Origin of the sequence: Staphylococcus nepalensis, assembly GCF_002442935.1 — a bacterium.
Classification (GTDB): Bacteria; Bacillota; Bacilli; order Staphylococcales; family Staphylococcaceae; genus Staphylococcus; species Staphylococcus nepalensis.
In genome coordinates, this window is the sequence record NZ_CP017466.1 from 277,400 (window position 1) to 302,255 (window position 24,856).

A 24,856-nucleotide genomic window follows, 5' to 3' on the forward strand; every position below is an offset into this window, starting at 1 on the left:
TAATTATGGTTTAGATATTTTAATAAAGTAAGTGGTAATACATAAATATAAAATAACTAAAATATTTTAATTTGATTTAAATTCACATTCAGCATATCTGTATCTATAATAAGGGGGTTAACCATGAGGAGAAATATTTTAAAAAAGTATTTTAAATTGAATCAAATGATTATCGTGAGTAGTTTGTTTATATTAAATGTTTTAGGTATTTTGATTTTTAACTCAAATAAAAGTGATGCATCTGAAACACACAACATTGAAAATCCAAACACCATAAATGCATACCATATTAATTATGAAGTTGCTAACCGAAATCCTGATAAATATGAATCTATGGAAGAGCTCCAAAAAGAAACAAATGAAGGTGTTGATTGGAAAATCAACACAGAAAAAAATGACAGCGATACAATTATTGCAGCTATGCATGGAGGCGCAATTGAACCAGGTACTACAGAGTTAGCAAAATATACTGCCCGACTTGGCAACTATGATTATTTTTCGTTTGAAGGTATTAGAAGTGAAAATAACTCTGAATTACATGTCACATCAGTAAATTATAATAATGACGTATTGCACAACATGGTTTCAGATAAGCAATATAGTGTAATGATCCATGGTTATAAAGGGGATAAAGCGATTGCTTATATAGGAGGTAAGGATAAAGCATTACGTTTAGAGATAACGGATGAATTAAAATCCAAAGGAATTAAAGCAGAAGAAGCGCCTGATTTAATTGAAGGTCGTGCAAATAGTAATCCAGCCAATATGAATGAAAAAGGAGAGGGCGTACAAATTGAAATGACAACTGCTTTAAGAGAACAGTTATTCTCTAATAATGATTTAAGTAGCCAATCGAGAAGTGACGAGTCTAATTATAGTGCGACTATGTTAGATATGGCCAAAGCAATTAATCAAGCAATTAACAAAGTGAAAATAGAAGAATGACAAGAGATTCAGCTCAATTTTATTGAAGATTATAATTAGCCTAATTTGAAATAAGTCAATCGAATATATTATTTATATATAATTATAATAAGTGATGAACAACAAAAATGACTAGATTTCGAATAAGATGTATCAAAATGCTCTAAAACCTAGTCATCATATGAATACTATGTTTATTAAACGAGAAGACTATGAGTATAGCCCAATGCTTAAAATTAGCTTACTTTTATTTTATTATGCTCTCTTAATAAAAGAGCACAAATAAATCCGATAATGAGTAGGCCAGCTGCTAGGTAGAAACCAGTTGCCATTTTGCCAGTTAAATCGGTTAAGTAACCTGTTAAATAAGGCGCTAATATAGAAGCGGTCATACCAATAAAGTTATAGACGCTAAAAGAAGTGCTCAATGCATGTTTAGGCGCATTGGCTGATACCACAGCGATGAGCACAGGGTTAGTACTTATTTTTCCAACAACACCATACCCAATTAAAGCGATATATAAAACCCATAAATTATTAAACATCACTATAGATATTGTGAAAATAAATGCTAATGGCAACATGATAATGAGCACTGGACGACGTCTACCTAAACGATCAGATAACCAACTAAAGAATAAAGAGCCAGGTATCGCTGCCCAAGGTACAAGTGACGCGACAAAAGCGACTTGTGCGCCGCTAATACCTCGTTCAGTTTCTAAGTAAAAAGGTAACCATGTGATAATCATAAAAAAACCATAAATAGAACAGAAAATAATAATATACGCTAAAATAAGGTTTCGATTTTTAAACAAACTTGAAAATTTAAATGGTTCTTGAACCGATTCATTAGAAATGGTGATTTCCTTCGGGCGTTCTTTGATTACTTTATACATAAGCAAAGCTAAGATAAGCACTGGAATGCCCATAATAAAGAAAGGTACACGCCAATGCATACCAAACTCTTGAACCGTATAACTTGAGATAAAATATCCAATGGATGTCCCAAAAGCCATGCCACTATTAATCAGTGCGCTACCTAATGTGATATGTTTTTCAGGGATTGCTTCCGAAGATAGGGCATATTGTGGCCCATAGTACGCACCTTGTGCTAGGCCTACCATGAGCCAAGCAAACATGAATAGGAAGAAAGATGGCATCATACCGGTAACGGCGGTAAATATACCGAAAATAAGCATGCTAGGTACAAGTATTGTCTTACGACCGACTTTATCTCCTAAAATACCTGAAGGAATTTGCGTTAATGTGTAACCAATAAAGAAGATACTCATAATTAAACCTAACTGTGCATTGTTTAATGAAAATGCCTGTTTGATGTCTCCCATAATAGGATTTAGAATAGTTCGGGCAGCATAAATCACGAGCCAACCAAACGTGAAATTAGTAACTAACGTAATCCAATATGTTTTATGGATGGGTGTTGTTTCTTGTTGCATATAAGATACTCCTTTCATAAGTTTATTCAATTTGATAGTAACTATTTTCTGGGAAATAGGCTATGGTAAAACTGACGAAAATATTGCGTGAAATTGAAATAAATTACATCTTTTAATTTTTAAATTAAAATTTTTAAACGATTCACATTTGCACTATAATGTAATGATTTTGATACGATAGATAGTTTCAACTAATTGCTAACATGGGTATAAAATAACAAAGCATTAACATAGGTTGAAGGAGTGTGCGTGTTGAAAAATGCATTGGAATTTGAAAAATTATTAAAATCGTTAGATGGGCAAAAATATGGCGCATATAAACGGCTCAAAGGTGAATATCAATTTGACCATTTTCGTTTAGCTATAGATCATATACAAGCAGATCCATACGCACCACCATCTAAAGTACGTGTCAAAATGAAGCGAGATATTGCTAAAATACCTAATGAATTATTAGACTCATCGGCTAAAATCATTGCTGTCTCTGATTTTTTAACAAGAACGTTTAGCGATCGCATTAAATCCGTCCTTAAATCTGATCAATTTTCGAAAAAAACTCCAGATATTGTTATAGATCATTGTGGGCAAGAGATGTTAAAACGGTCCTCTGTAATCATCAATAAATGTGATATTGAAGTCCGTTTTGAAGTTGGTTTACCAGCTGCTGGAAGGAAGATTTTAGGAAAAGTAGCTGATCATATATTTCTAGATTTATTACCCAAAATAGTAGAACAATCATTATTATATAAACATGTGAATCAAGCGGCCTTAAATGAACAAGTGACTTTGTTTACAGACCAAGAATTTATACGTGAAACACTTGAACACCAACATTTAGTCGCTTTTGTGGCTAATGATTCAATATTACCGAGAAAAAGTGGTGTATCTGGCAAGCCATTACCTGGTGCTGTTTTATTCCAAAGCCCTGAAAAATTTGAAATTCAAATGACTTTACCCAGTGGTAAAATAGTTAAAGGAATGGGTTTACCTGAAGGTATAACGTTGATTGTAGGCGGTGGCTTTCATGGCAAGTCTACATTACTTGAGGCCTTAGAGCGTGGTGTATACCATCATGTACCTGGGGATGGTCGTGAAATGATAATTACACGTGAAGACGCAATGAAGATTCGCGCAGAAGATGGCCGTAGTATTGAAAAGGTGAATATAGAACCATTTATCAATAATTTACCAGGTAAAAAAGATACGACGCAATTTTCTACTGAAAATGCCAGTGGTAGTACATCACAAGCTGCGAACGTAATGGAAGCTTTAGAATCACAAACATCATTATTGTTAATAGATGAAGACACCTCAGCGACTAATTTTATGATTAGAGATACTAGAATGCAAAAATTAATAGCGCCGGACAAAGAGCCTATTACACCCTTTGCTAATAAAGTTAAGCCTTTGTTTGAAAATCATCAGGTTTCAACGATTTTAATCGTAGGCGGTTCAGGTGATTATTTTGAAGTAGCTGATCAAGTACTTATGATGGATGAATATATACTAAAAGATGTTACAGATAAAGCTAAAGCAATTGCTGAGACAGATAACTATCAACCAGGACATTATCTTCATTATCAATTTGGTGAAATACCCAAACGAATTCCATTAAAATCTAGCTTTTCTAATAAAGGCAGAGACCAACGTTTTAAAGTGAAAGGTATGCATACAATTTTATACGGTAAAGCACGTATCGATATTTCTGGTTTGGAGCAACTTGTCGACTCAAGCCAAACCAATTGTTTAGCCATGATGATTGATTATTATCAAAGTAATTTATTAAATGAACAAGACACTGTGTCTCAAGCAGCTGATAAAATTTTTGAACTTATTGATGAAACAGGATTAGAGGTTATCTCACCTCATGATGGACATCCTGGTAACTTAGCATTGCCTAGAAAACAAGAGTTCTGTGGCGCCCTTAATCGCTATAGAGGATTAAAAATTAAAGGTAAGTAAGTATAAGCGTGTCCAAGCATGAATACTTGAGACACGCTTATTATTTATAAAAAGCATTATAAGCAGGTGGGGAGTCTGAGGCCATACACACGTGAGCCTACCAGTTAAGATATAAAGCTGTATAGCAACGTGTAATCTAACTGCACATATAATATGCTCCTTGTTAATCGCTTTTTAAAGAAAAATTTATGATAAGTCTTATCAAACTATAGTCCGCCATAGTAGAATGACCAGCCCTTACAAAGAGAATAAGATTTCTGTTCGTTATTCGTTGCTCACGATTCATTATCAGTATATTCTATAATATCAGCAGGTTGACATTCTAGTGCTTTACAAATGGCATCTAGAGTAGAAAAACGGATTGCTTTTGCTTTTCCTGTTTTTAAATTGGATAAATTTGCTACTGTAATATCAATTTCGCTTGCTAATTCACTAAGTTTCATTTTTCTATCGGCTAATATGCGATCTAATCGAACTACAATCATTTATAAAATCTCCTAAACAGTATAATCAAATTCATCTTGCAAAAATGCACCATATTTAAATACATTACCAATCACCCAAATAATAATACCAGCAAATATAAGCGTGAAATTGAAATTAAAAAAGAAATCACTGAAAGTTTCGATATCTTTATCGATGAGTGCATATAATTTACTATTATGTCCTAAAAAATGATACATCGCAAAATTGCCAGCTAGTTTAATAATGGATTCAAAGAGGCCTAATAATACGAAACAGTATGAAATTAAAATAATTATCTTAGCATTCTTATATGTAAAAATATAACCTCTACTCACATTTTTAAGCCATTTTCTTATTTGATCAATAATTACAATATACAAAGCGGTTAATAGAGCCATTAATAATAGTATTAATATAACAGATGGTTTTGAAAAAGTAATACTATTTAAATCATAATTTATAATATTTTGCGCAGTTACGCCTAATGAATCAACCCAAAAAGATTTATCTGCTTTATCGAGTTGCGTATTGATAAATGAAGAGGGGATGATTAAAATTGCGATTATTGCTATAAAAATTGGTAACATAATAAGCGTGGTTAATACTAAAGCGATAGTAGCGATAACAGTTAAAGTTTTTACTAAAATATTAAAATGTTTGTTATTAATTGTAGTCATATCAATTCTCCTTTTTAATTTTCTATCTACATTATATCTTGATTTTATCGCTATTCAATACTTTTTTATCGAATAACGATAAAAATATGTTTTTAATTCTCAGCCAATACTCGGATATTATAAAAAAAGAAAATATAATAATAATAATGTAGAATGAGTATAAGTGTTTTAAGCAAAGGGGGATTGCTTTGTGCAAGAAGAAGATTATAAAATTTTAGCGATGCTTAATAAAGAACAAAGTTTTACTAAAGCTGCCAAACGATTATTTATGTCTCAACCATTACTTTCCTATAGGTTAAAAAAAATTGAAAAAGATTTTGGGATTAATATAGTTGAAAAAATGGGAAATCAATTTAAGTTCACACCTGAGGGAGAGTATCTAGTCAAATTTTCTAATAAAGTTTTATTTGAAATTCAAAATTTAAAATCAAATATTAATGAACTTCGAGAAAATTTGAAAGGTAATATGAAACTAGGAGCAAATACAAATTTTGCTATATATACAATGCCAGAATTAATCCAACAATATTATCAAGCCTATACAGATATTTATATATCTATGACAAGTGGTTGGAGTATCGAAATTTTGGAACAAATGGAAAATAATGATCTTGATGTGGGGATTTTAACAGGTGACTATGATTGATATGGTCAGAAAATATTATTGAAACGTGATCCATTAACAATTATTAGTAAAAAACCGATAAGTTTGAAACATTTACATCAAGAATACCGAATTGTTTATAAATCACATCAAAATTTCAACACCTATATTGAGCTAGAAAATTCAATTACTAAATCAATCAATGATTGGTGGAATGAACGTTACGATACGTACGCTAGAAACATATTTCAAGCTGATAAAATTGAAATATGTAAAAAATTTGTAGAGAAAGGTATGGGATATGCTATCGTTCCTAAATCATGTATTTTAGATAATGATTCGTTTTATACTAAGGATTTGAAATTTAAAAACGGTGATAGTATCACAAGAAATACATGGTTATTGTATAGAGAAGAAGCAATGAATAATGATATAAAAAACTTTATATCATTTTGTAAGATATATTTTGAAATAGAGTAATTTAAAATAGCGTTAAGTGGTTTTTTAAGCTGCTTAGCGTTTTATTTTTTACTATTTGTAATCGTTTTTATAAGCGCATAAAGAAATTTTATAACCCTCTGTACTTTATAACAAAATCACCTAAATAAACACTATGATATCAATACTTTTTAAAAAAATATCCAATTATAATTTGTCAGACTATTCAGAAACAAAGTTGCTGAATTGCAAACATGGTGCTAAACTTCAACTAATTTGAAGGAACCTTCAAATCAAAGGGGGATTGCCATGAAAGCTAAAAGACAAATAGATTTGTATATTTTAGGCATGGTTTTGGCAATATTAACATTTTGGCTTTTTGCACAATCAATGATTAATATCATTCCAACAATGCAAAAAGATCTAAATGTTTCGTCAGGTATTTTAAATATTTCCACGAGTCTAACTTCGTTATTTTGTGGGTTGTTTATTGTAGTCGGCGGAGGTATTTCAGATAGACTTGGGAGAAAGAAAATGACTTACGTTGGTTTAGTTATTAGCATCGTCGGTTCATTACTTGTCATTTTGGCAAGAGAACCTGTTTTATTGATCTTTGCAAGGGTGCTTCAAGGTTTATCTGCGGCACTTGTGATGCCAGCTACATTAGCATTGATTAAGACAACATTTCAAGAAAGTGAACGACAACGTGCCTTGAGTTATTGGTCATTTGGTTCTTGGGGCGGTGGCGGTATAACTACATTTGTGGGTGGATTAATCGCTACCTATTTTGATTGGCGAATGATATTTATTCTTTCTATTGCGATTGCAGTCATTGCGATGGTCTTATTGAAAAATATAGAAGAAACGAAAGTTGCTAAAGCAAATAAAGAAAAATTTGATATTATTGGCTTTTCAATTTTTGTAGTTACCTTATTAGTTATTAATATTATTGTGACACAAGGACAAGACTTAGGATGGACAAGCTTTCCTATTGTGGCATTATTCATTGCATCTATCATATTAACACTCATATTTATCTTTTTTGAAAGAACAAGAAAACATCAATTTATAGATTTTGAGTTATTTAAATCTAAACCATTTACTGGTGCTGTACTTACCAATTTCTTGCAAAATGGTATTGCTGGAACCATTGTTGTAGCGAACACATATATTCAGATTGGAAGAGGCTTTACGGCTTTTCAAACAGGGTTACTGACGTTGGGCAATATTATAGCTTTATTGTTGATGATACGCGTAGGAGAACGATTATTACAGAAAATTGGCCCTTATAAACCAATGTTTATCTCAATTATTATAGCGAGTGTAGGTATGAGTTTTGGAGCATTAACATTTTTGCCTAATTTACCATACATTATCGTTGTATTTATTGGATTTTTAATTGCAGGTATTGGTATTGGTTTGTATGCAACGCCTTCATTAGATACATTATTGGTTAACGTAAACGACGACAAAGTAGGGATTGGTTCAGGTATTTACAAAATGGCTAGTTCTTTAGGTTATTCATTTGGTATTGCTATTTCTACCGCAATATATACTTCATTTGCTGAACTGTTTCACAATGAACACTTGGCGGGTGCACTTGGTATGTTAACACCATTAGGTTTCGGCATTATTTCAATTGTTATTTTGATGGTGACAATGTATGAGAAGTCTATGAAAGCTGATTGTATATAAACACATTTTAATTAAACGGGGGTATTTTATTATGATGAAACCAGAAGAAAAACAAACATTAAATTTACCATTTACAGGTATTTGTACATTTGGTAAATATCCAGTGTGTGATAATATTGAAAAATTATCAGATATTAACGCAGATGTGGCAGTAATTGGTGTGCCTAACGATATGGGAACACAATGGAAATCAGGCGCTCGTATGGGGCCACGTAGCGTGAAAGAAGGTTCTACACTATATAGCTTTGGTCTAGAAGGTGCTTATGATATTGAAAATGATATCACATATTTAGGGCCAAAATGGAAAGTATTTGATGTAGGTGACGTGGATATCGTGCATGGAGACATTATGCAAAGTCATGATAACACCGAAGCAACATTACAAAAAATTGTTGATAAAGGTGTCATGCCAGTCATTATCGGCGGAGATCATTCAATTACTGCTGCTACAGGAAAAGGTGTTGAAGCTTTGGGACCATTCCATGTGTTGCAAATCGATGCACATTTAGATTGGGCTGACCATCGTTCAGGACAAAGATACGGTCATGGCAGTTGTATTAGAAGGTTGTCTGAAATGGATCATGTAAAAAACATATACCAATATGGTATCCGAGGCATTAGCAGTAGTTTAAAAGAAGATGTAGATGCGGCTCGTGATTATGGTGCAACTATTTTGTCGCCGAAACAAATGCGTGAAAAGGGTCCTGAAAATTTAGCTGCATTAATTCCGGAAGGCGAAAAATTATATATTACAATTGATATCGATGGTATTGATCCTTCTATTGCACCTGGCACTGGTACACCATCTCCCGGCGGTTTACTTTATGACGAAGTGAATGAATTATTAAAAGCAGTAGCAAAACACAATGAAGTAGTCGGGTTTGACTTAGTAGAAGTGGCACCTGTTTATGACCCAACTGGTATGACAGGTCAGACTGCCGCACGTATTATGTTGGATTTATTGAGTTATGTATTAAAAGAAAGAGAGTTAAAAGGTGAGAGATAAATAGGGCGTATATTATAAAAAAAGCATGGCTATAGACGACCACAAGTTTATAGCCATCTTTTTGCGGTACAGTATAAAAAAGCCGTCACAGGTGAAACTACCTTGTGACGGCTTACAAGCTTTATTAATATTCAATATTTGGCGCTTGGTTTACATGTTGTTGATAACGTTTAAGGCCTACGAATGCTAATGCACCTATGGCCACAACAATTAATAATTTTTTCATAAATTTCGCTCCTTTAAGTGAATCAATGATAACAAAGTATCTTTAAAAAATGCCAATGAACAATAGACATAAGAAACCGATATGATTACTTTAATGACTCAATTTCTAGAGACATTTAGAACAAGATGTATCAGAAATGAGCCTATGAGTGTAGGTTCATAAATAGGTGTTTAATCGTATCTTAGTCTAAGTTCATTTTAGATTTTCACACTTAAGCAATCAAAAGTCTATTCGTAATAGTTTAATTCAAGATCTTTTGAAGTTTGACGACGTGTTTTTCTCATTAAATCAACGTCATCAATTAATGATTTACCATAAGAAGGAATCATTTTTTTGATTTTAGGTTCCCAGTCATTTTTATATTCAGAGAAGTTTTTCTCTAATACTTCTAATGCAACTGATACAGAAGTTGATGCACCTGGTGACTCACCAAGTAATGCAATGACAGAGTGATCTTCAGAATTTACAACTTCTGTTCCGAATTGGATGAATCCTTTGCCGTATTCTTCAGTATCTTTGATTACTTGAACACGTTTGCCTGCAGTATATAACTGCCAATCTTCATCACGTGCTTCTGGGTAGAAAGTACGCAAGTGATTCATGCAACCTTCTTTTGTCATTAAAATTTGATCAAATGAATATTTAAGTAGCGGTAAGTTTTTCGCTGCCGCTGCTAATAATGTTGTGATGTTATATGGTTTAACAGATTTAAATAAATCTAAGTTTGAACCATATTTTAAGAATTTAGGACCGATACTTGCGAATGGTCCAAACAATAGTGTTTTTTGACCATTAATGAAACGTGTATCTAAATGCGGTACAGTCATTGGTGGCGTGCCTGGCGGTTCTTTACCATATACTTTGGCACCATGTTCTTCAATAACATTTGGATTTGTACATGTTAGGAATTGGCCTGTGATAGGGAATCCGCCTAAGTGTTTACTTTCAGGAATACCTGTTTTTTGTAGTAATGGAATAGCGGCACCACCAGCACCGATAAATACATAATCCGCCAATTGTGTTTGTGTTTCACCAGTATTCACATTACGTATATGAACTTCCCATTTACCGTCATTACGTTGATTGAAATCAAGTACTTCATGATGATATTGAACCTCTACATGCGGGTCTTTTTCAAGGTTTGCTGCCATTTTACGAGTTAATTCACCAAAGTTTACGTCTGTACCTTCATTAATTTTACTGGCAGCCATAATATCGCTTGCGCTGTGACCTTGCATCATTAATGGAATCCATTTTCTCATTTCTTCTATATCTTCAGTATATTCGATATTATCAAACATAGGGAAGTTTTTCATAGCTTCGTAACGGTCTTTTAAAAACTTGACGTTATTTTTACCTCTTACAAAACTGATATGTGGTAATGGATGAATGAATTCTCTAGGATTTTCGATATACTTATTTTTAACTAAGTGACCCCAGAATTGTTTAGAGATTTCGAATTGTTCATTAATCTCTTTTGCTTTTTCAATGTTAATTGAACCATCAGGTTGCTGAACTGTATAATTTAATTCACAAAGTGCAGCATGCCCTGTACCTGCGTTATAACGCTCGTTTGAACTTTCCTCACCAGGACGATCTAAACGTTCGTATAATTTAATATTCCAATCCGGTTCAAGTTCATTAAGCATAGAACCAAATGTAGTACTTAATACGCCGGCGCCAATAAGAATGACGTCTTTTGACTCAGTTTTAGCCATAGTTCCTCACCTTTCATTCTTAATAACATCAGTAACAGTGTGTCACACATTGTCACTCATCTTATGTCTTTATTTACTATTATATTACGCTATTCTTACATGTAAAAATACATATTAGTCATAGAACATATTCTACTATGGAATACGTCGATATACATATAAATATTTACCCTATATTATGCATATAAATCATAGTATAGACATTTATAAGTGCTGTATAGTAATTTTACATTATATTGTCAGGAGAGTACAAGTGAATACATTAACAGTAAAAATTATTGAAGATTAGGAGAAAATTGTGAAAAGCAGAAAAGCAATTGAGCAAATGAAATAATTTATTAAAAAATAATTTTTGACTTTTTATAATAATATGCATATTTTCTTTTGATTACTATGATATACATTTCATCAGAAAAAAGATGCAATATATATCTTAAATAAATATATTACTAATTAATTTTTAAAATAAAAAGTAATTATCAAGACTAATAATTTGTTTTTTAATAAACATATAGTATTTTTCAGGAATGCAATGTAATATGTAATTATACTTATTAAAAGGGGGAATTATTGCTGTGAAAGAAAGACGAAGGTATTCTATAAGAAAATTGGGCGTTGGTGTTGGATCAATATTGATTGGTCTAACGATTTATTCAACTGGAGATGTTGCAGAGGCTAATGAGGGAAAAAATAATGAAAGGCAATCAACTTCAGTTCTATCTGATAGTGATATAGGGAATGAGAATTCACTTAAAAAGAGTGACTCATCATTAGAATACTTTCAAGAAAGTAAGAACAGAGAAATTACTGATATAGGGAATACTCAGGAGGAGACACAAAAAAATTCGGAATTATCAATTAAATATGATAATAAAATGGATAAATCTCTTCAAGAAAGGGCAGAAGTAGTAGAAGAAGATAAGGCACCTTCATCAGAAGAGACAGAAGGCAATCCGGAAGTAGAAGAAGATAAGGCATCTTCATCAGAAGAAACAGAAGGCAATCCGGAAGTAGAAGAAGATAAGGCATCTTCATCAGAAGAGACAGAAGGCAATCCAGAAGTAGAAGAAGATAAGGCATCTTCATCAGAAGAGACAGAAGGCAATCCGGAAGTAGAAGAAGATAAGGTACCTTCATCAGAAGAGACAGAAGGCAATCCAGAAGTAGAAGAAGATAAGGCATCTTCATCAGAAGAGACAGAAGGCAATCCAGAAGTAGAAGAAGATAAGGTACCTTCATCAGAAGAGACAGAAGGCAATCCAGAAGTAGAAGAAGATAAGGCATCTTCATCAGAAGAGACAGAAGGCAATCCAGAAGTAGAAGAAGATAAGGCATCTTCATCAGAAGAGACAGAAGGCAATCCGGAAGTAGAAGAAGATAAGGCACCTTCATCAGAAGAGACAGAAGGCAATCCAGAAGTAGAAGAAGATAAGGCACCTTCATCAGAAGAGACAGAAGAAAACAAAGAAATAACAAAATTGGAAAAAAATCTAGAATTAATAAAGGGAGATAGACAAGAAACTGTTGAATCAGTGCGAGATGAATCAGGAAAAGAAAATAACAAAACAAATGTAACAATTCAACAACGAGCAATTGAAAATAACCAACTTATTAATGAAAACATAAGAATGGCTGCTCTTGCAGATGTTACACTCTTAGATAATATGGATTTGATAGCGAGCCATAATGATGGAGTGTTAAGTTTAAAATTAGAAGGGTATCCATTAGTAAGTCTGGGAGTAGGAAATACTTATCCAACTTTTCAATTACCAGAACAATTTTATAATTTAATGACAAATCCTAACTTCAAAAACGCAGTCACATTAGATTATGACCTACCAGGCGTTTTAGGAGCTATAAGAAATAAAGGCACGATTAACGGTGATAATCTAAATATTGATGCTAACACTGGAGTGATTTTTGGGAGTGTTAGAAATTTATTGAATTTAAGTGTTGGAAGTAGAGTTTCTTATAATTTGAACATAGATTTAAACTCATTAACAGAAGGAGGTATATTACCCGGGTCAAATCAACCAGGAAGGCATGAATATGATTTCACTTCAGCTGTAGGAACAGGTTTAATAGATGTTGATCTTCTTTCAAATAATGGTAATGATGATACGATAGTTTTAGAAGATGATGGTAGTGAGTCTGAATCAATAAGCGAGTCTGAATCCCTTAGCTCAAGTGAATCGTTGAGCACCTCTGAGTCATTAAGCGAGAGCGAATCATTGAGCGCCTCTGAGTCATTAAGCGAGAGTGAATCGTTGAGTGCTTCCGAGTCATTGAGTGCCTCTGAATCAATAAGCGAGAGCGAATCGCTAAGTTCATCTGAGTCACAAAGTGAGAGTGAATCGTTGAGTGCCTCTGAGTCACAAAGTGAAAGCGAGTCATTGAGTACCTCTGAGTCATTAAGTGAAAGCGAATCGTTGAGCGCATCTGAATCATTAAGCGAGAGTGAATCGTTGAGTACCTCTGAATCATTGAGTGATTCTGAGTCATTAAGTGAGAGCGAATCATTGAGTGCCTCTGAGTCCATAAGTGAGAGTGAATCATTGAGTGCCTCTGAATCAATAAGCGAGAGCGAATCGCTAAGTTCATCTGAGTCACAAAGTGAGAGTGAATCGTTGAGTGCCTCTGAATCGCAAAGTGAGAGCGAATCGCTAAGTTCATCTGAGTCACAAAGTGAGAGTGAATCGTTGAGTGCCTCTGAGTCACAAAGTGAGAGTGAATCATTGAGTACCTCTGAGTCATTAAGTGAAAGCGAATCATTGAGTGCCTCTGAATCATTAAGTGAGAGCGAATCATTGAGCGCATCTGAATCATTAAGCGAGAGTGAATCGTTGAGTACCTCTGAATCATTGAGTGATTCTGAGTCATTAAGTGAAAGCGAATCATTGAGTGCCTCTGAATCAATAAGCGAGAGCGAATCATTGAGTGCTTCCGAGTCACAAAGTGAAAGCGAGTCATTGAGCGCCTCTGAGTCATTAAGCGAGAGCGAATCATTGAGTACTTCTGAATCATTAAGCGAGAGTGAATCGTTGAGTGCTTCCGAGTCACAAAGTGAAAGCGAGTCATTGAGTGCCTCTGAATCAATAAGCGAGAGCGAATCGCTAAGTTCATCTGAGTCACAAAGTGAGAGTGAATCGTTGAGTGCCTCTGAATCGCAAAGTGAGAGCGAATCGCTAAGTTCATCTGAGTCACAAAGTGAGAGTGAATCATTGAGTACCTCTGAGTCATTAAGTGAAAGCGAATCATTGAGTGCCTCTGAATCATTAAGTGAGAGCGAATCATTGAGTGCCTCTGAATCATTAAGCGAGAGTGAATCGTTGAGTACCTCTGAATCATTGAGTGATTCTGAGTCATTAAGTGAAAGCGAATCATTGAGTGCCTCTGAATCAATAAGCGAGAGCGAATCATTGAGTGCTTCCGAGTCACAAAGTGAAAGCGAGTCATTGAGCGCCTCTGAGTCATTAAGCGAGAGCGAATCATTGAGTACTTCTGAATCATTAAGCGAGAGTGAATCGTTGAGTGCCTCTGAGTCACAAAGTGAAAGCGAGTCATTGAGCGCGTCTGAGTCATTAAGTGAAAGCGAATCATTGAGTGCCTCTGAATCGCAAAGTGAGAGCGAATCGTTGAGTGCCTCCGAATCCATAAGCGAGAGCGAATCATTGAGTGCTTCCGAGTCATTAAGTGAGAGTGAATCATTGAGCGCGTCTGAGTCATTAAGCGAGAGTGAATCACTAAGCACCTCTGAGTCACAAAGTGAGAGTGAATCATTGAGTGCCTCTGAATCACAAAGTGAGAGCGAATCATTGAGCGTGTCTGAATCGTTAAGTGAGAGTGAATCATTGAATACCTCTGAGTCATTAAGTGAGAGTGAATCATTGAGTACTTCTGAATCAATAAGCGAGAGCGAATCATTGAGCGCTTCTGAGTCACAAAGTGAGAGTGAATCTCTAAGTGCCTCTGAGTCATTAAGTGAGAGCGAATCGCTAAGTTCATCTGAGTCACAAAGTGAGAGTGAATCATTGAGTACCTCCGAATCCATAAGTGAGAGTGAATCATTGAGTACCTCTGAGTCATTAAGTGAAAGCGAATCGTTGAGCGCATCTGAATCATTAAGCGAGAGTGAATCGTTGAGTACCTCTGAATCATTGAGTGATTCTGAGTCATTAAGTGAGAGTGAATCGTTGAGCGCATCAGAATTAAGAAATGACTATGGAATATTTATGAATAATGAAGAATCAATCAACCAATCACAAATTATTCCTGCATCAACTTTGTATAAGAACTCGGAAAATGACTTAGATAAAGATAAAAAAGATCAAGAAGATAAGTTGCCGAATACTGGTAATGAATCCAAGAATAATGGATTAATAGCAACTCTGGCTGGGTTAAGTGGTTTAGCATTACTGATGAGACGCCGTAAAAAAGAAACTGACAACAAATAGTAATTTTTAAAATCAATGCAAAATAAAGCTGAGGAGAATCTCCTTGGCTTGTTTTGTCATATTAAATATCTATACTAATTATAGGAAGTGTAATATATGAATAAAAATATAGACGAACCAAACTTAGAGCAAATTAATAAACAAATTGAAGAAGAATTAAAACAGTATGATGCTAAAGTGGAAGAGAAAAAAGTAAAAAAAGAATTCTTAACACTTAAATTTTTAGGAACATTTATTATATTGGTGATAATGATTTTTAGTATCGCAAAATTATTTGTTTAATTAAACATACTTTTAAACTTAACTTATGGGAGTGTAATAGGTGACAGTATATAACATAAATTTTGGAATAGGCTGGGCAAGTAGTGGTGTTGAGTACGCCCAACTATATAGAGCGCAAGCCTTAAGAGAAAAAGAAGAAAAAATAAAATTCGTGTTTTTAGATTTCATAAATAATGAAAATATACAAACATTAACCCAAAATTTAGGGTTTAATGATGACGAAGTAATATGGTTATATCAATTTTTTACAGATATAAAAATAGCACCAACAAGTGTTAAATTAAATGACATTATACAATTACTTAATTCTGCAGTTACAAGAATAGAAGATGAAGGAAAAGTTAAAAAGTATTTCTTTAATAACGATAGTAACTATATAGTTTGTTACATGAAGAATGAAGAAAATGATGTCGTGGATAGAGTGGACTATATTTCAAGAGGAAAATTATTACGCAAAGATTATTATTCTTACGTACGTCTCTTTTCTGAGTACTTTACACCTGAAGAAAATGTAGCTAAATTGTATATGAGAGTATTTTATAACGAAGATGGGTCAGTTGCTTATAATGAATATCTTAATGAGAATGATAGTATGTTTGTGTTTAAAGATAAAATACTTTATTCCAAGCTAGAACTAATCACATATTTTATGGAAAAGCTTCAGTTATCCTCCAATGATATAATCCTATTAGATCGTTCAAAAGATATTGCTCAAACTATATTACAAAATAAAAAAACTGCTAAATTAGGTGTCGTTATTCACGCGGAACATTTTAACGTATCTGCTACAAATAAGGAGTATATACTTTGGAATAATCATTATGAATATGTATTTAATAATTGCCATGAAATTGATTTTTTTATTACTGCAACTGCAATTCAAAAGGGCTTACTGGAATCCCAATTTGAGAAATATAATACAATAGTACCGAAAATATATATAGTCCCTGTAGGTAATTTGAAAACTTTAAATAAACCTATTTATCGAAAACCATATTCAATTATTACAGCTTCCAGACTAGCAAACGAAAAGCATGTAGATTGGTTAGTTAAAGCTGTTGTACTTGCTAAAAAGCAAAGCCCTGAAATAACGTTTGATATATATGGAGAAGGTGCACAAAAGCAAAGAATCAATAATCTTATTCATGAAAATAATGCTGATAATTATATAAATTTACATGGCCATGTAAACTTAAACCATTTATATGAAAAATACGAGTTATTTATATCGGGATCAACTAGTGAAGGATTCGGTTTAACGTTGATGGAGGCAGTAGGTTCAGGTCTAGGGTTAATTGGTTTTAATGTGAATTACGGAAACCCTACTTTTATTGAAGACCATGAAAATGGGTATCTAATACCAATAAAAATTGATGCAGAATCTGAATCTGAAATAGTGAAGAAACTTGCAGAATCAATAATTCAATTTTTTAAAAATGACACATGTTCTTTCCATGATGCTTCTTATAAAATTGCAGAATATTTTACTTTAGAAACTGTAAAGGGAAAGTGGGATGACTTGATTGAAGAGGTGCTTTATGATTAATTTATTTGAGGTTTTCGACAAACAAACAATTGTGCTTTATAATTCTTTTAAATTTTCTGATATACATAGAAAAACAATTGTTATAGAAGATAATGGTTTTCTCCCTGAAGATGTGGAAACGCCATATAAATTTTTTTCTAATAATACAAATTTGCCAATCAAGCCATTGTTTTTCAACCAAGTTCCAACACCAAGGTTTTGGTCAATTGATGGAAACAATAATGACGCAGCCGTCAAAAATTTAGGTGAAATAAAAGCGAGGATTATATATAAAAAGAATTATAAACATAGAGTTGTTGAGCGTGTTGAATGGTTAAATGAACTTGGGCATACGCAGTTTATTGATTATTATAACAAATACGGGTTTAAGTATGCAGAAGTGTTGTTAGACCCCAAGACGCATAGAAGAATACTAAAACGTTATTTTAACTATAAAAAGGAAAACTTTATGACTGAGTACTTTGTTACAAACGATATCGTTTTAAATTGGGAAGAAAAAGAATATTTTTTCCATTCAAAAATACAATTGGTAAATTTTTACTTGAAAGTTACCGGTTTAGAATCAGAAAGATTTTTAATCAATTCATTTTCAGTATCATCTGCAGTTATTAATAATTTAAGTATTCAAAATAACCATTATTTATTTTGGCAAGGAAGAATTACAAATGAGGTGATTCACCACATGGAAAATATATTATCGAAAGAGCATAGTACTTATAGCGTAATTGTTCCAGGTAACGAAGTTTATAAGAAGGTTGTAAACTCCATTAATGAAAATTTGAGCCATCGAGTATCTCAATCTGGATATGTATATAAGTTTTTAAAACCGAATCATTATTCTAACCAAGTTTTAATACTTACTAATTCTGATCAAATACCACATTTGGAAAAAATTGTACAAATGAATACTCACTTAGACTTTCATATTGCTGCTATAACTGAAATGTCTCAAGTGTTAATGAAGTTTAATCAATATTCAAATGTTGCTTTGTACCCCAATTCTAAAAAAGATAATTTAATCAAATTGTACCATAAATGCGATGTTTATTTAGATATTAATAAAGGCAACGAGATATTAGATTCTGTAAGAGCAGCATTTGACCACAATTTACTAATTTTAGGGTATAAAACGACTGCACATAATAAACTAGTAACTGCGCAAAATAATCTTTTTGATATAAATGAACCACTAGATTTAATAAATATACTAAAGGAAACAACCGAAGACACATCAATATTAAATAACAGGTTAGCATTACAATTAGATAAGGGAGGTTCCGTTGATAAAGAAACGTTTATTAATTCAATAGTTGAAAAATAAAGATTTGAATATTAAAACGTCTTGATATCATTTTTATTAGCTAGTATTACTAACTTTCATTTTTAAATTCTAAAAAAGATATAACTATAAAAATTAAGGTTAGAGTGCAAAGATTTTAAGCCAAATGGTCTATATAATCTTTATAAACAGACCGTGTCTTATTTATTAGATGGTGAGAGTTGGTTTGTTTGATATATTTACCTTTAAGGATTATCGCGTTCTCAATATATATTGTTAAATGTAGTAAATATAATGATAGAGAAGATTTTAAAAATATTTAAAAATAGTTCTGTGATAAATACACAAAAGTTAGGAGATAAATTAAATCAATTTGGTTTGTTTTTATAAACATTATCTAAAATATTGAAAGTATTCATTTAATCACTTATGAATTAAGTATTTAGCGATACATCCTTACAGGCCGGTAAACATGTAATAATAATCGTTAGTAGTTGGTTGTTGTCAGTACTATTATCATAGTATGCAACGCATCTTACGAGAAAACAAATCTAAACTTTGTTATACTTATCATTAAAATGTAAGCGCTTACTAAATCAGTTTGTAAAGGAGACTACATATGAAAGATAAAGTGATTATGGTTACAGGTGGTAGTAGTGGTATGGGGAAAGCAATGGCGAAGCGGTTTGCTCAAGAAGATGCTAATGTAGTTATAACAGGTAGATCGTTAGAACGTTTAAAAGCTACGAAAGAAGAAATTGAACAACGAAAAGGACAAATTTTGTGTATTGATATGGATGTACGTGATATTGAACGTGTGCAATATACCGTAGATGAAACCATTAATCGATATGGCAAAATTGATGGTTTGGTCAATAATGCAGCAGGAAATTTTATTTGTGCTGCAGAAGATTTATCAACGAATGGTTGGAATTCTGTTGTAGATATTGTTTTAAATGGGACGTGGTATTGTACGCAAGCTGTTGGTAAAAAATGGATTGAACAAGGACATAAAGGAAGAATTATCAATATGGTAGCGACTTATGCTTGGCGTTCTGGTCCGGGTGTTATACATTCCGCCAGTGCTAAAGCAGGTGTATTAGCTATGACTAGAACACTAGCTGTAGAGTGGGGAGCTAAATATGGTATTGCTGTAAATGCTATCGCACCAGGGCCTATAGATAATACAGGGGGTTCAGGAAAATTAAGTTTATCAGAAGAGGCGAGACAACAAACACTGAATAGCGTGCCGTTAGGTCGTATGGGCGAACCTGAAGAAATTGCAGGATTAGCTAAATTCTTATTATCAGAGGAAGCTAGTTACATTAATGGTGCTTGTATGACGATGGATGGCGGTCAGTGGCTCAATCAGAATGCGTTTTAAAATAATACTAAAAGGAAGCGGGCCAATGAACACATTTTATAAAATGTGTTCATTGGCCTACTCCTGGTAAGAATAGCTAGGAAAAAAGAATACAAAAGCTGAAACGCTTGTATAAGCGTATTTTCCATTTGATTATCTACTGTCATCACGAAGTTTAAGGTTAACACATTGTTTATGTTTCCGCCTCTTTTCTTCATAGCTACTCTTAGTACGTTTTAAGTATTCTTGTTTTATAATTATAGACTTTATGGGTGGAATATCACTTTATCAAAACGCTTTTTGTTGTTAACGAGGGCATCAAAAATCTTTGGGCCTTTTTCAAGAGGCAGCTTATCTGAAATAATGGGTTCACTAATGATATCGCCAGTAGACATATAATGTAGCGTCGAATGCCATTCTTTACCAGGAAACGGAGCTGACAAACCATTCCAAGAACCAATGACATTTAGCTCATTACGTAGTATTTTTTCGAAGTGTATTCTGTCTATTTCTATGTCAGAATAAGGGATGCCTAGTAATAAAACTTCTCCACCTTTAGTAGGTAATGTTAATACTTGACCAATAGTGAAAGGGGAACCGGCAGATTCCACTGCGACATCCACTTTTTCAGGAAGGTCATTTATTGCTTTGTCTAAGTTTTCTTGCTTTGAGTTAACGATATAGTTTGCACCAAGTGATTGTGCAATATCTAATTTATGTGAATCGATATCAATAGCTATAATTTTAGCTGCACCAAATATTTTTGCCCATTGTATTGCTAAAAGCCCGATACTTCCACAACCCATGACAGCTACCGTTGCTCCAGGTTTCATTTTAGTTCTGTAAAAACCATGTGCGACTACCGCAGAAGGTTCTACCATTGCAGCAGTATCGAAATCAACGTTAGCGGGTAGCTTCAAAACATGACTAGCCGGCAGTTTTACATATTCTGCAAAACAACCAGGTTGATAGGAGCCAATAACAAATAAATGTTCACATCTAGAATAATCACCTTTTTCACATTGCGCACATTGGTGGCATACGATGGCCGGACAGCCTGTGACAGCATCTCCAATTTGTAAGTGATTAACTTTAGAACCGGTTGCTTCAACTAGACCAGAAAATTCATGACCAAACGTCATTCCTTCTTTATATGGACCTAACTTTTTATATCGAGAATTATCTGATCCACAAACCCCAGTGGCGACTACTTTAATAATTACGTCATCAACATCGTTGATTTGAGGCATAAGTGTATCTTCATAGCGTAAGTCTTCAATTCCATAAAGGTTTAGAGCTTTCAAAAGCGTCCCCCCCTATTAAAAGATATTTTAAATCATTTTATGAAGTTGATTTTTTTCTTTTGAAAAATTTAGAAGCAAAATAACTGAAAATAACGATGATATTGCAATATAACAAATGATCCATATAAAATGATGTGATCCCTCTCATTGGTCCAAGCATAAAATCAAGCATATGTTCCATCATGTTAATCATCCTTTCTTAGTCAGTTAGAGTTACTCTACTGGACGTAATAATACTTTAATCCCATCTCCACTTTTGATGTGGTTATATCCTTCATTCCACTGTGTGATGTCTAATTCTTTAGTAATTAATGCTTCAGCATTTACATCACCAGTACTTAATAGTTGTAATGAAGGTTCCCAATCAGCGGGCTTTTGGCTTCTACTTCCAATAACACGAATTTCTTTTTGAACAATTTTTTCTAAATCAAATGGAATTTCTGAGGATTTAAAAATACCAACTTGTACGTATTGTCCTTTTTTACGTAATAAATCTAACCCTTGTTTTGCAGCAGGAATAGCACCCGAACATTCAAGTACAACATTAGCGCCATAACCATTTGTTATACTATTTACATATTCTTTTAAATCTGTTTGTTGAACGTTTATCACATGATCCAATTGTAATTCAGAGGCTTTATCTAGACGTGTTTTATCATGATCTAGGCCTGTGATAATTACATTAGCGCCTTTACTCTTTACAACTTGCGCTACAAGTAAGCCGATTGGGCCAGGCCCCATAACGACGACCACATCATCAGCTTTAATATTTACTTTTGAAACAGCGTGATGCGCGCATGCTAAAGGTTCTGTCATAGCTGCAGATTTATAGGACACATTGTCAGGAAGGCGATGTACACTATTTGCACGTGCAATTAAATATTTTGTAAAGCCACCATTTTGTTGTGTCCCTAATCCTTTACGATAATTACACAAATTATAATCTTCGTTTTGGCAATATTGACATTCACCACAAACATAATACGTCGTTTCTGAAGTGACGCGGTCACCGATCTTAAAATGATTTACATTGCTACCGATTTCAACAACTTGTCCTGAAAATTCATGGCCAAGGATTACAGGAAATTTTACGTTGTAATGTCCTTCATAAGTATGAATGTCTGTACCGCAAATGCCTGCGTATTCAACTTTTATTTTAATTTCATTGGCGCCAGGATAAGGAACTTCTGCTTCTAATATTTCTAAATTACCAAACCCTGGTTTTGTCTTAACAAGTGCTTTCATAATCAAGTCAACTCCTATATATTAGTTAAAAATACTGAAGAATTTGAAGATAATATAATTCAGTATATTTCCACCTTGGTCAAGACTTGAGATTTGAGATGACCCTGATGGCATTTTTACGTTTGTACCGTCTGCCATGCTAGTAAATATAGGTGCTACATCCGTTGCGATGTATAAAGAAATCGCAATCATTATTGTTCCAACTATTACGGAGTGAATAATATTTCCTCGCGCCGCTCCAACAATAAAAGCAACGATAAAAGGTATAGTAGCTAGATCACCAAATGGTAAAACTTTGTTTCCAGGTAATATGACAGCAAGAACTACAGTGATAGGGACCAGGATTAATGCAGTGGCAATTACTGCTGGGTGCCCTAATGCTACTGCTGCATCTAAACCAATATAAATTTCACGATCACCAAAGCGTTTGTTTAGCCAAGTACGTGCAGACTCTGATACTGGCATTAAACCTTCCATAAGAATTTTGACCATACGTGGCATTAATACCATTACTGCTGCCATAGACATACCTAAGTTGATAACATCACCTGTGTTATAACCTGCTAGTAGTCCTATAATAAGTCCCAATACTAGGCCAACAAATATAGATTCACCAAATGCCCCAAAACGTTTCTGTATTGTATCTGGATCAGCATTTAATTTGTTTAAACCAGGTATTTTTTGAATACCTTGCACTAAAAATATGCCTGGTGCGTATGAAATCGTACTGCCTGTAGCGATAGAAACACCAGGTAAGTCATAGAATTTACTCATCATTGGTGCAGTCCAATCTGCTACTTTAAGACAAACAATTTGGAATAGGGTAGCTGCAACTAATGACTGCCAAATACTTCCAGAAATTGCATAAATCATTGCTCCCATAAATGTGTAGTGCCAGAAGTTCCATATATCAACGTTCATTGTTTTAGTTGTTTTTGTTAGCAACATAATAATATTAATTACTAAACCTAATGGAATAATAAAAGCAGCGATACTTGAAGCCCATGCTATAGAAGAAGTCGCAGGCCATCCTACATCTATGACATGTAAGCTTACCCCTAGGTTTTTAACCACAGCTTGGGCAGCTGGGCCTAAATTATCTACAAGCAAATCTATAACTAAGAAAATTCCAACAAATGCTACACCAATTGTTAAACCCGACCTAAATGCAGCACCGATTTTTTGCCTGAAAAATAATCCCAACAAGAATATAACAATCGGTAAAATGACTGTTGCTCCCAAATCTAGAAAGGCTTGAATAAAATCTACAAATCTACTCATCCCATACACCATCCTCTTTAGTTTAAAATGATATCGGAGTAAATTAAGTTTTGTGTAACGAAAATATAAACAAATAGAGAATTAATTACTCCAACATTCTAAGTTTAGATAGAGATTTACTTAATTTTTTAACTTTGTAACACTCCTAAGATTTCTTTCTTCGTCTCTTCAACACCAATGCCAGTTAAGAAGTTACGTGCATTGATAACAGGGAAGTCATATTCTTTTTGTGTCATTGCTGTTGTCACTAATAAATCAGCTGTGTCAGCATACGCACCGACTTCAGAAATTTTGATTTGTTTTAAATCAACTTTAATATCGTGTTCTTTAGCCATTTCCTCAATTGCGTTATTTACTACAGTTGACGTTGCAATTCCAGCACCACATGCTACTAATACTTGTTTCATAATAAAATCCTCCTAGTTTTTATTTTTTTTATTATTTAAAAGATTTAGACCAATGCTTTTTCTATAATTGAAGCGATATGTGTTTTATCTTGTGATGTTGCAATAGATTTAAGTAATTGATCGTTTTGAAAAATATGCATTAACTTTTGAAGTAATGATAACTGTGTATCCTCCTTATCCATTGCAAGCATAAATATCAATTTAACATCTGTTGTTTCTTCTGTTTCCCCCATAATGACAAAGGGCACAGTCTCTTTTAATACTGCTACACCGATAGTTTTTTGATAAACGTGTTCAATATCGGTATGCGGGATGGCTACAGAACAATATACGGTAGGTAGCCCTGTAGCAAATGTGTTTTCTCTATTAATGACTGCCTCTTTATAAGAATGCCTAACATAACCATTATTTTGCATTAAATCAGCTAATTGACTTAAAGCGTCTTCACTTGATATAGCGTTTAATCCAATAACGATGTTAGAGGCGTCAATTTTTAAATCTTCCATAGACGTGACCCCTTTGC

Annotated in this window: 20 protein-coding genes and 1 pseudogene; 10 read left to right on the forward strand and 11 right to left on the reverse strand. The window is 33.6% G+C overall.

All coding sequences use genetic code 11. The features are described 5' to 3' along the window. Positions 1-123 precede the first annotated feature (123 nt). Positions 124-945, forward strand: a complete 822-nt coding sequence (locus BJG89_RS01240; protein WP_229719067.1) for a poly-gamma-glutamate hydrolase family protein — start codon at positions 124-126, stop codon at positions 943-945. A 215-nt stretch (positions 946-1,160) separates the two neighbouring features. Here BJG89_RS01240 and BJG89_RS01245 read toward each other — a convergent pair whose 3' ends face one another. Beyond that, positions 1,161-2,381, reverse strand: a complete 1,221-nt coding sequence (locus BJG89_RS01245) for an MFS transporter (RefSeq protein ID WP_232514202.1) — start codon at positions 2,379-2,381, stop codon at positions 1,161-1,163. Positions 2,382-2,633: 252 nt separating this feature from the next. Between BJG89_RS01245 and BJG89_RS01250 the strand changes: the two genes are divergently transcribed. Beyond that, the gene (locus BJG89_RS01250; RefSeq protein WP_096808153.1) at positions 2,634-4,343 is read left to right on the forward strand and encodes an ABC-ATPase domain-containing protein; all 1,710 of its coding nucleotides are present in this window, start codon (positions 2,634-2,636) and stop codon (positions 4,341-4,343) included. A 275-nt stretch (positions 4,344-4,618) separates the two neighbouring features. On the opposite strand, the gene BJG89_RS01255 is transcribed toward BJG89_RS01250, so the two are convergent. Further along, a complete protein-coding gene (locus BJG89_RS01255) occupies positions 4,619-4,828 on the reverse strand; it encodes a helix-turn-helix domain-containing protein (RefSeq protein WP_096808154.1) in 210 nt (69 codons plus the stop codon). A gap of 12 nt (positions 4,829-4,840) precedes the next feature. Beyond that, complete coding sequence (locus BJG89_RS01260) at positions 4,841-5,485, reverse strand: DUF2975 domain-containing protein (protein ID WP_096808155.1); 645 nt, start codon at positions 5,483-5,485, stop codon at positions 4,841-4,843. Positions 5,486-5,675: 190 nt separating this feature from the next. On the opposite strand from BJG89_RS01260, the pseudogene BJG89_RS01265 reads away from it, so the two are divergent. From BJG89_RS01265 to speB, 3 genes and pseudogenes are all read left to right on the forward strand, one after another. Further along, positions 5,676-6,569: pseudogene (locus BJG89_RS01265) on the forward strand (LysR family transcriptional regulator). 261 nt (positions 6,570-6,830) lie between these two features. Continuing rightward, on the forward strand, positions 6,831-8,222 hold the full coding sequence (locus tag BJG89_RS01270; RefSeq protein WP_411756577.1) for an MFS transporter: 1,392 nt from the start codon (positions 6,831-6,833) through the stop codon (positions 8,220-8,222). A gap of 31 nt (positions 8,223-8,253) precedes the next feature. Further along, entirely contained in the window at positions 8,254-9,228 is a 975-nt protein-coding gene (speB, locus tag BJG89_RS01275) for an agmatinase (RefSeq protein WP_096808157.1), read from the forward strand. A gap of 124 nt (positions 9,229-9,352) precedes the next feature. On the opposite strand, the gene BJG89_RS01280 is transcribed toward speB, so the two are convergent. Both BJG89_RS01280 and lqo read right to left on the reverse strand, forming a co-directional pair. Further along, entirely contained in the window at positions 9,353-9,454 is a 102-nt protein-coding gene (locus BJG89_RS01280) for an SE2200 family small protein (RefSeq protein ID WP_096808158.1), read from the reverse strand. 227 nt (positions 9,455-9,681) lie between these two features. Beyond that, positions 9,682-11,172: an L-lactate dehydrogenase (quinone) gene (gene lqo / locus BJG89_RS01285; protein WP_096808159.1), complete on the reverse strand. Its 1,491-nt coding sequence runs from the start codon at positions 11,170-11,172 to the stop codon at positions 9,682-9,684. Between the two features lie 575 nt (positions 11,173-11,747). On the opposite strand from lqo, the gene BJG89_RS15100 reads away from it, so the two are divergent. The 5 genes from BJG89_RS15100 (at position 11,748) to fadH (ending at position 20,117) form a co-directional block, all read left to right on the forward strand. Next, complete coding sequence (locus BJG89_RS15100) at positions 11,748-15,626, forward strand: YSIRK-type signal peptide-containing protein (protein ID WP_096808160.1); 3,879 nt, start codon at positions 11,748-11,750, stop codon at positions 15,624-15,626. Positions 15,627-15,722: 96 nt separating this feature from the next. After that, entirely contained in the window at positions 15,723-15,908 is a 186-nt protein-coding gene (locus BJG89_RS01295; protein ID WP_096808161.1) for a hypothetical protein, read from the forward strand. A 40-nt stretch (positions 15,909-15,948) separates the two neighbouring features. Beyond that, positions 15,949-17,454 carry an accessory Sec system glycosyltransferase GtfA gene (gene gtfA, locus BJG89_RS01300; protein WP_096808162.1) on the forward strand — a complete coding sequence of 502 codons (1,506 nt, stop codon included), beginning with the start codon at positions 15,949-15,951 and terminating at the stop codon, positions 17,452-17,454. Next, positions 17,447-18,775 carry an accessory Sec system glycosylation chaperone GtfB gene (gene gtfB / locus BJG89_RS01305; RefSeq protein WP_096808163.1) on the forward strand — a complete coding sequence of 443 codons (1,329 nt, stop codon included), beginning with the start codon at positions 17,447-17,449 and terminating at the stop codon, positions 18,773-18,775. The genes gtfA and gtfB overlap by 8 nt, the downstream gene beginning before the upstream one ends. 577 nt (positions 18,776-19,352) lie before the next feature. Further along, a complete protein-coding gene (fadH, locus tag BJG89_RS01310) occupies positions 19,353-20,117 on the forward strand; it encodes a 2,4-dienoyl-CoA reductase (RefSeq protein ID WP_096808164.1) in 765 nt (254 codons plus the stop codon). Between the two features lie 245 nt (positions 20,118-20,362). Here fadH and BJG89_RS01315 read toward each other — a convergent pair whose 3' ends face one another. The 6 genes from BJG89_RS01315 to BJG89_RS01340 all read right to left on the reverse strand — a co-directional run bounded on the left by BJG89_RS01315 (position 20,363) and on the right by BJG89_RS01340 (position 24,839). Further along, entirely contained in the window at positions 20,363-21,400 is a 1,038-nt protein-coding gene (locus tag BJG89_RS01315; RefSeq protein WP_096808165.1) for a galactitol-1-phosphate 5-dehydrogenase, read from the reverse strand. Positions 21,401-21,437: 37 nt separating this feature from the next. Next, on the reverse strand, positions 21,438-21,584 hold the full coding sequence (locus BJG89_RS14705; protein ID WP_096808166.1) for a hypothetical protein: 147 nt from the start codon (positions 21,582-21,584) through the stop codon (positions 21,438-21,440). 29 nt (positions 21,585-21,613) lie between these two features. Beyond that, entirely contained in the window at positions 21,614-22,645 is a 1,032-nt protein-coding gene (locus BJG89_RS01325; RefSeq protein ID WP_096808167.1) for a zinc-binding dehydrogenase, read from the reverse strand. 21 nt (positions 22,646-22,666) lie between these two features. Further along, a complete protein-coding gene (locus BJG89_RS01330; RefSeq protein WP_096808168.1) occupies positions 22,667-23,926 on the reverse strand; it encodes a galactitol-specific PTS transporter subunit IIC in 1,260 nt (419 codons plus the stop codon). A 128-nt stretch (positions 23,927-24,054) separates the two neighbouring features. Continuing rightward, positions 24,055-24,333, reverse strand: coding sequence for a PTS sugar transporter subunit IIB (locus BJG89_RS01335; protein WP_096808169.1), 279 nt, complete (start codon positions 24,331-24,333; stop codon positions 24,055-24,057). Between the two features lie 44 nt (positions 24,334-24,377). Continuing rightward, positions 24,378-24,839 (reverse strand): PTS sugar transporter subunit IIA, encoded by a 462-nt coding sequence (locus BJG89_RS01340; RefSeq protein ID WP_096808170.1) that lies wholly within the window; start codon positions 24,837-24,839, stop codon positions 24,378-24,380. Positions 24,840-24,856 lie beyond the last annotated feature (17 nt).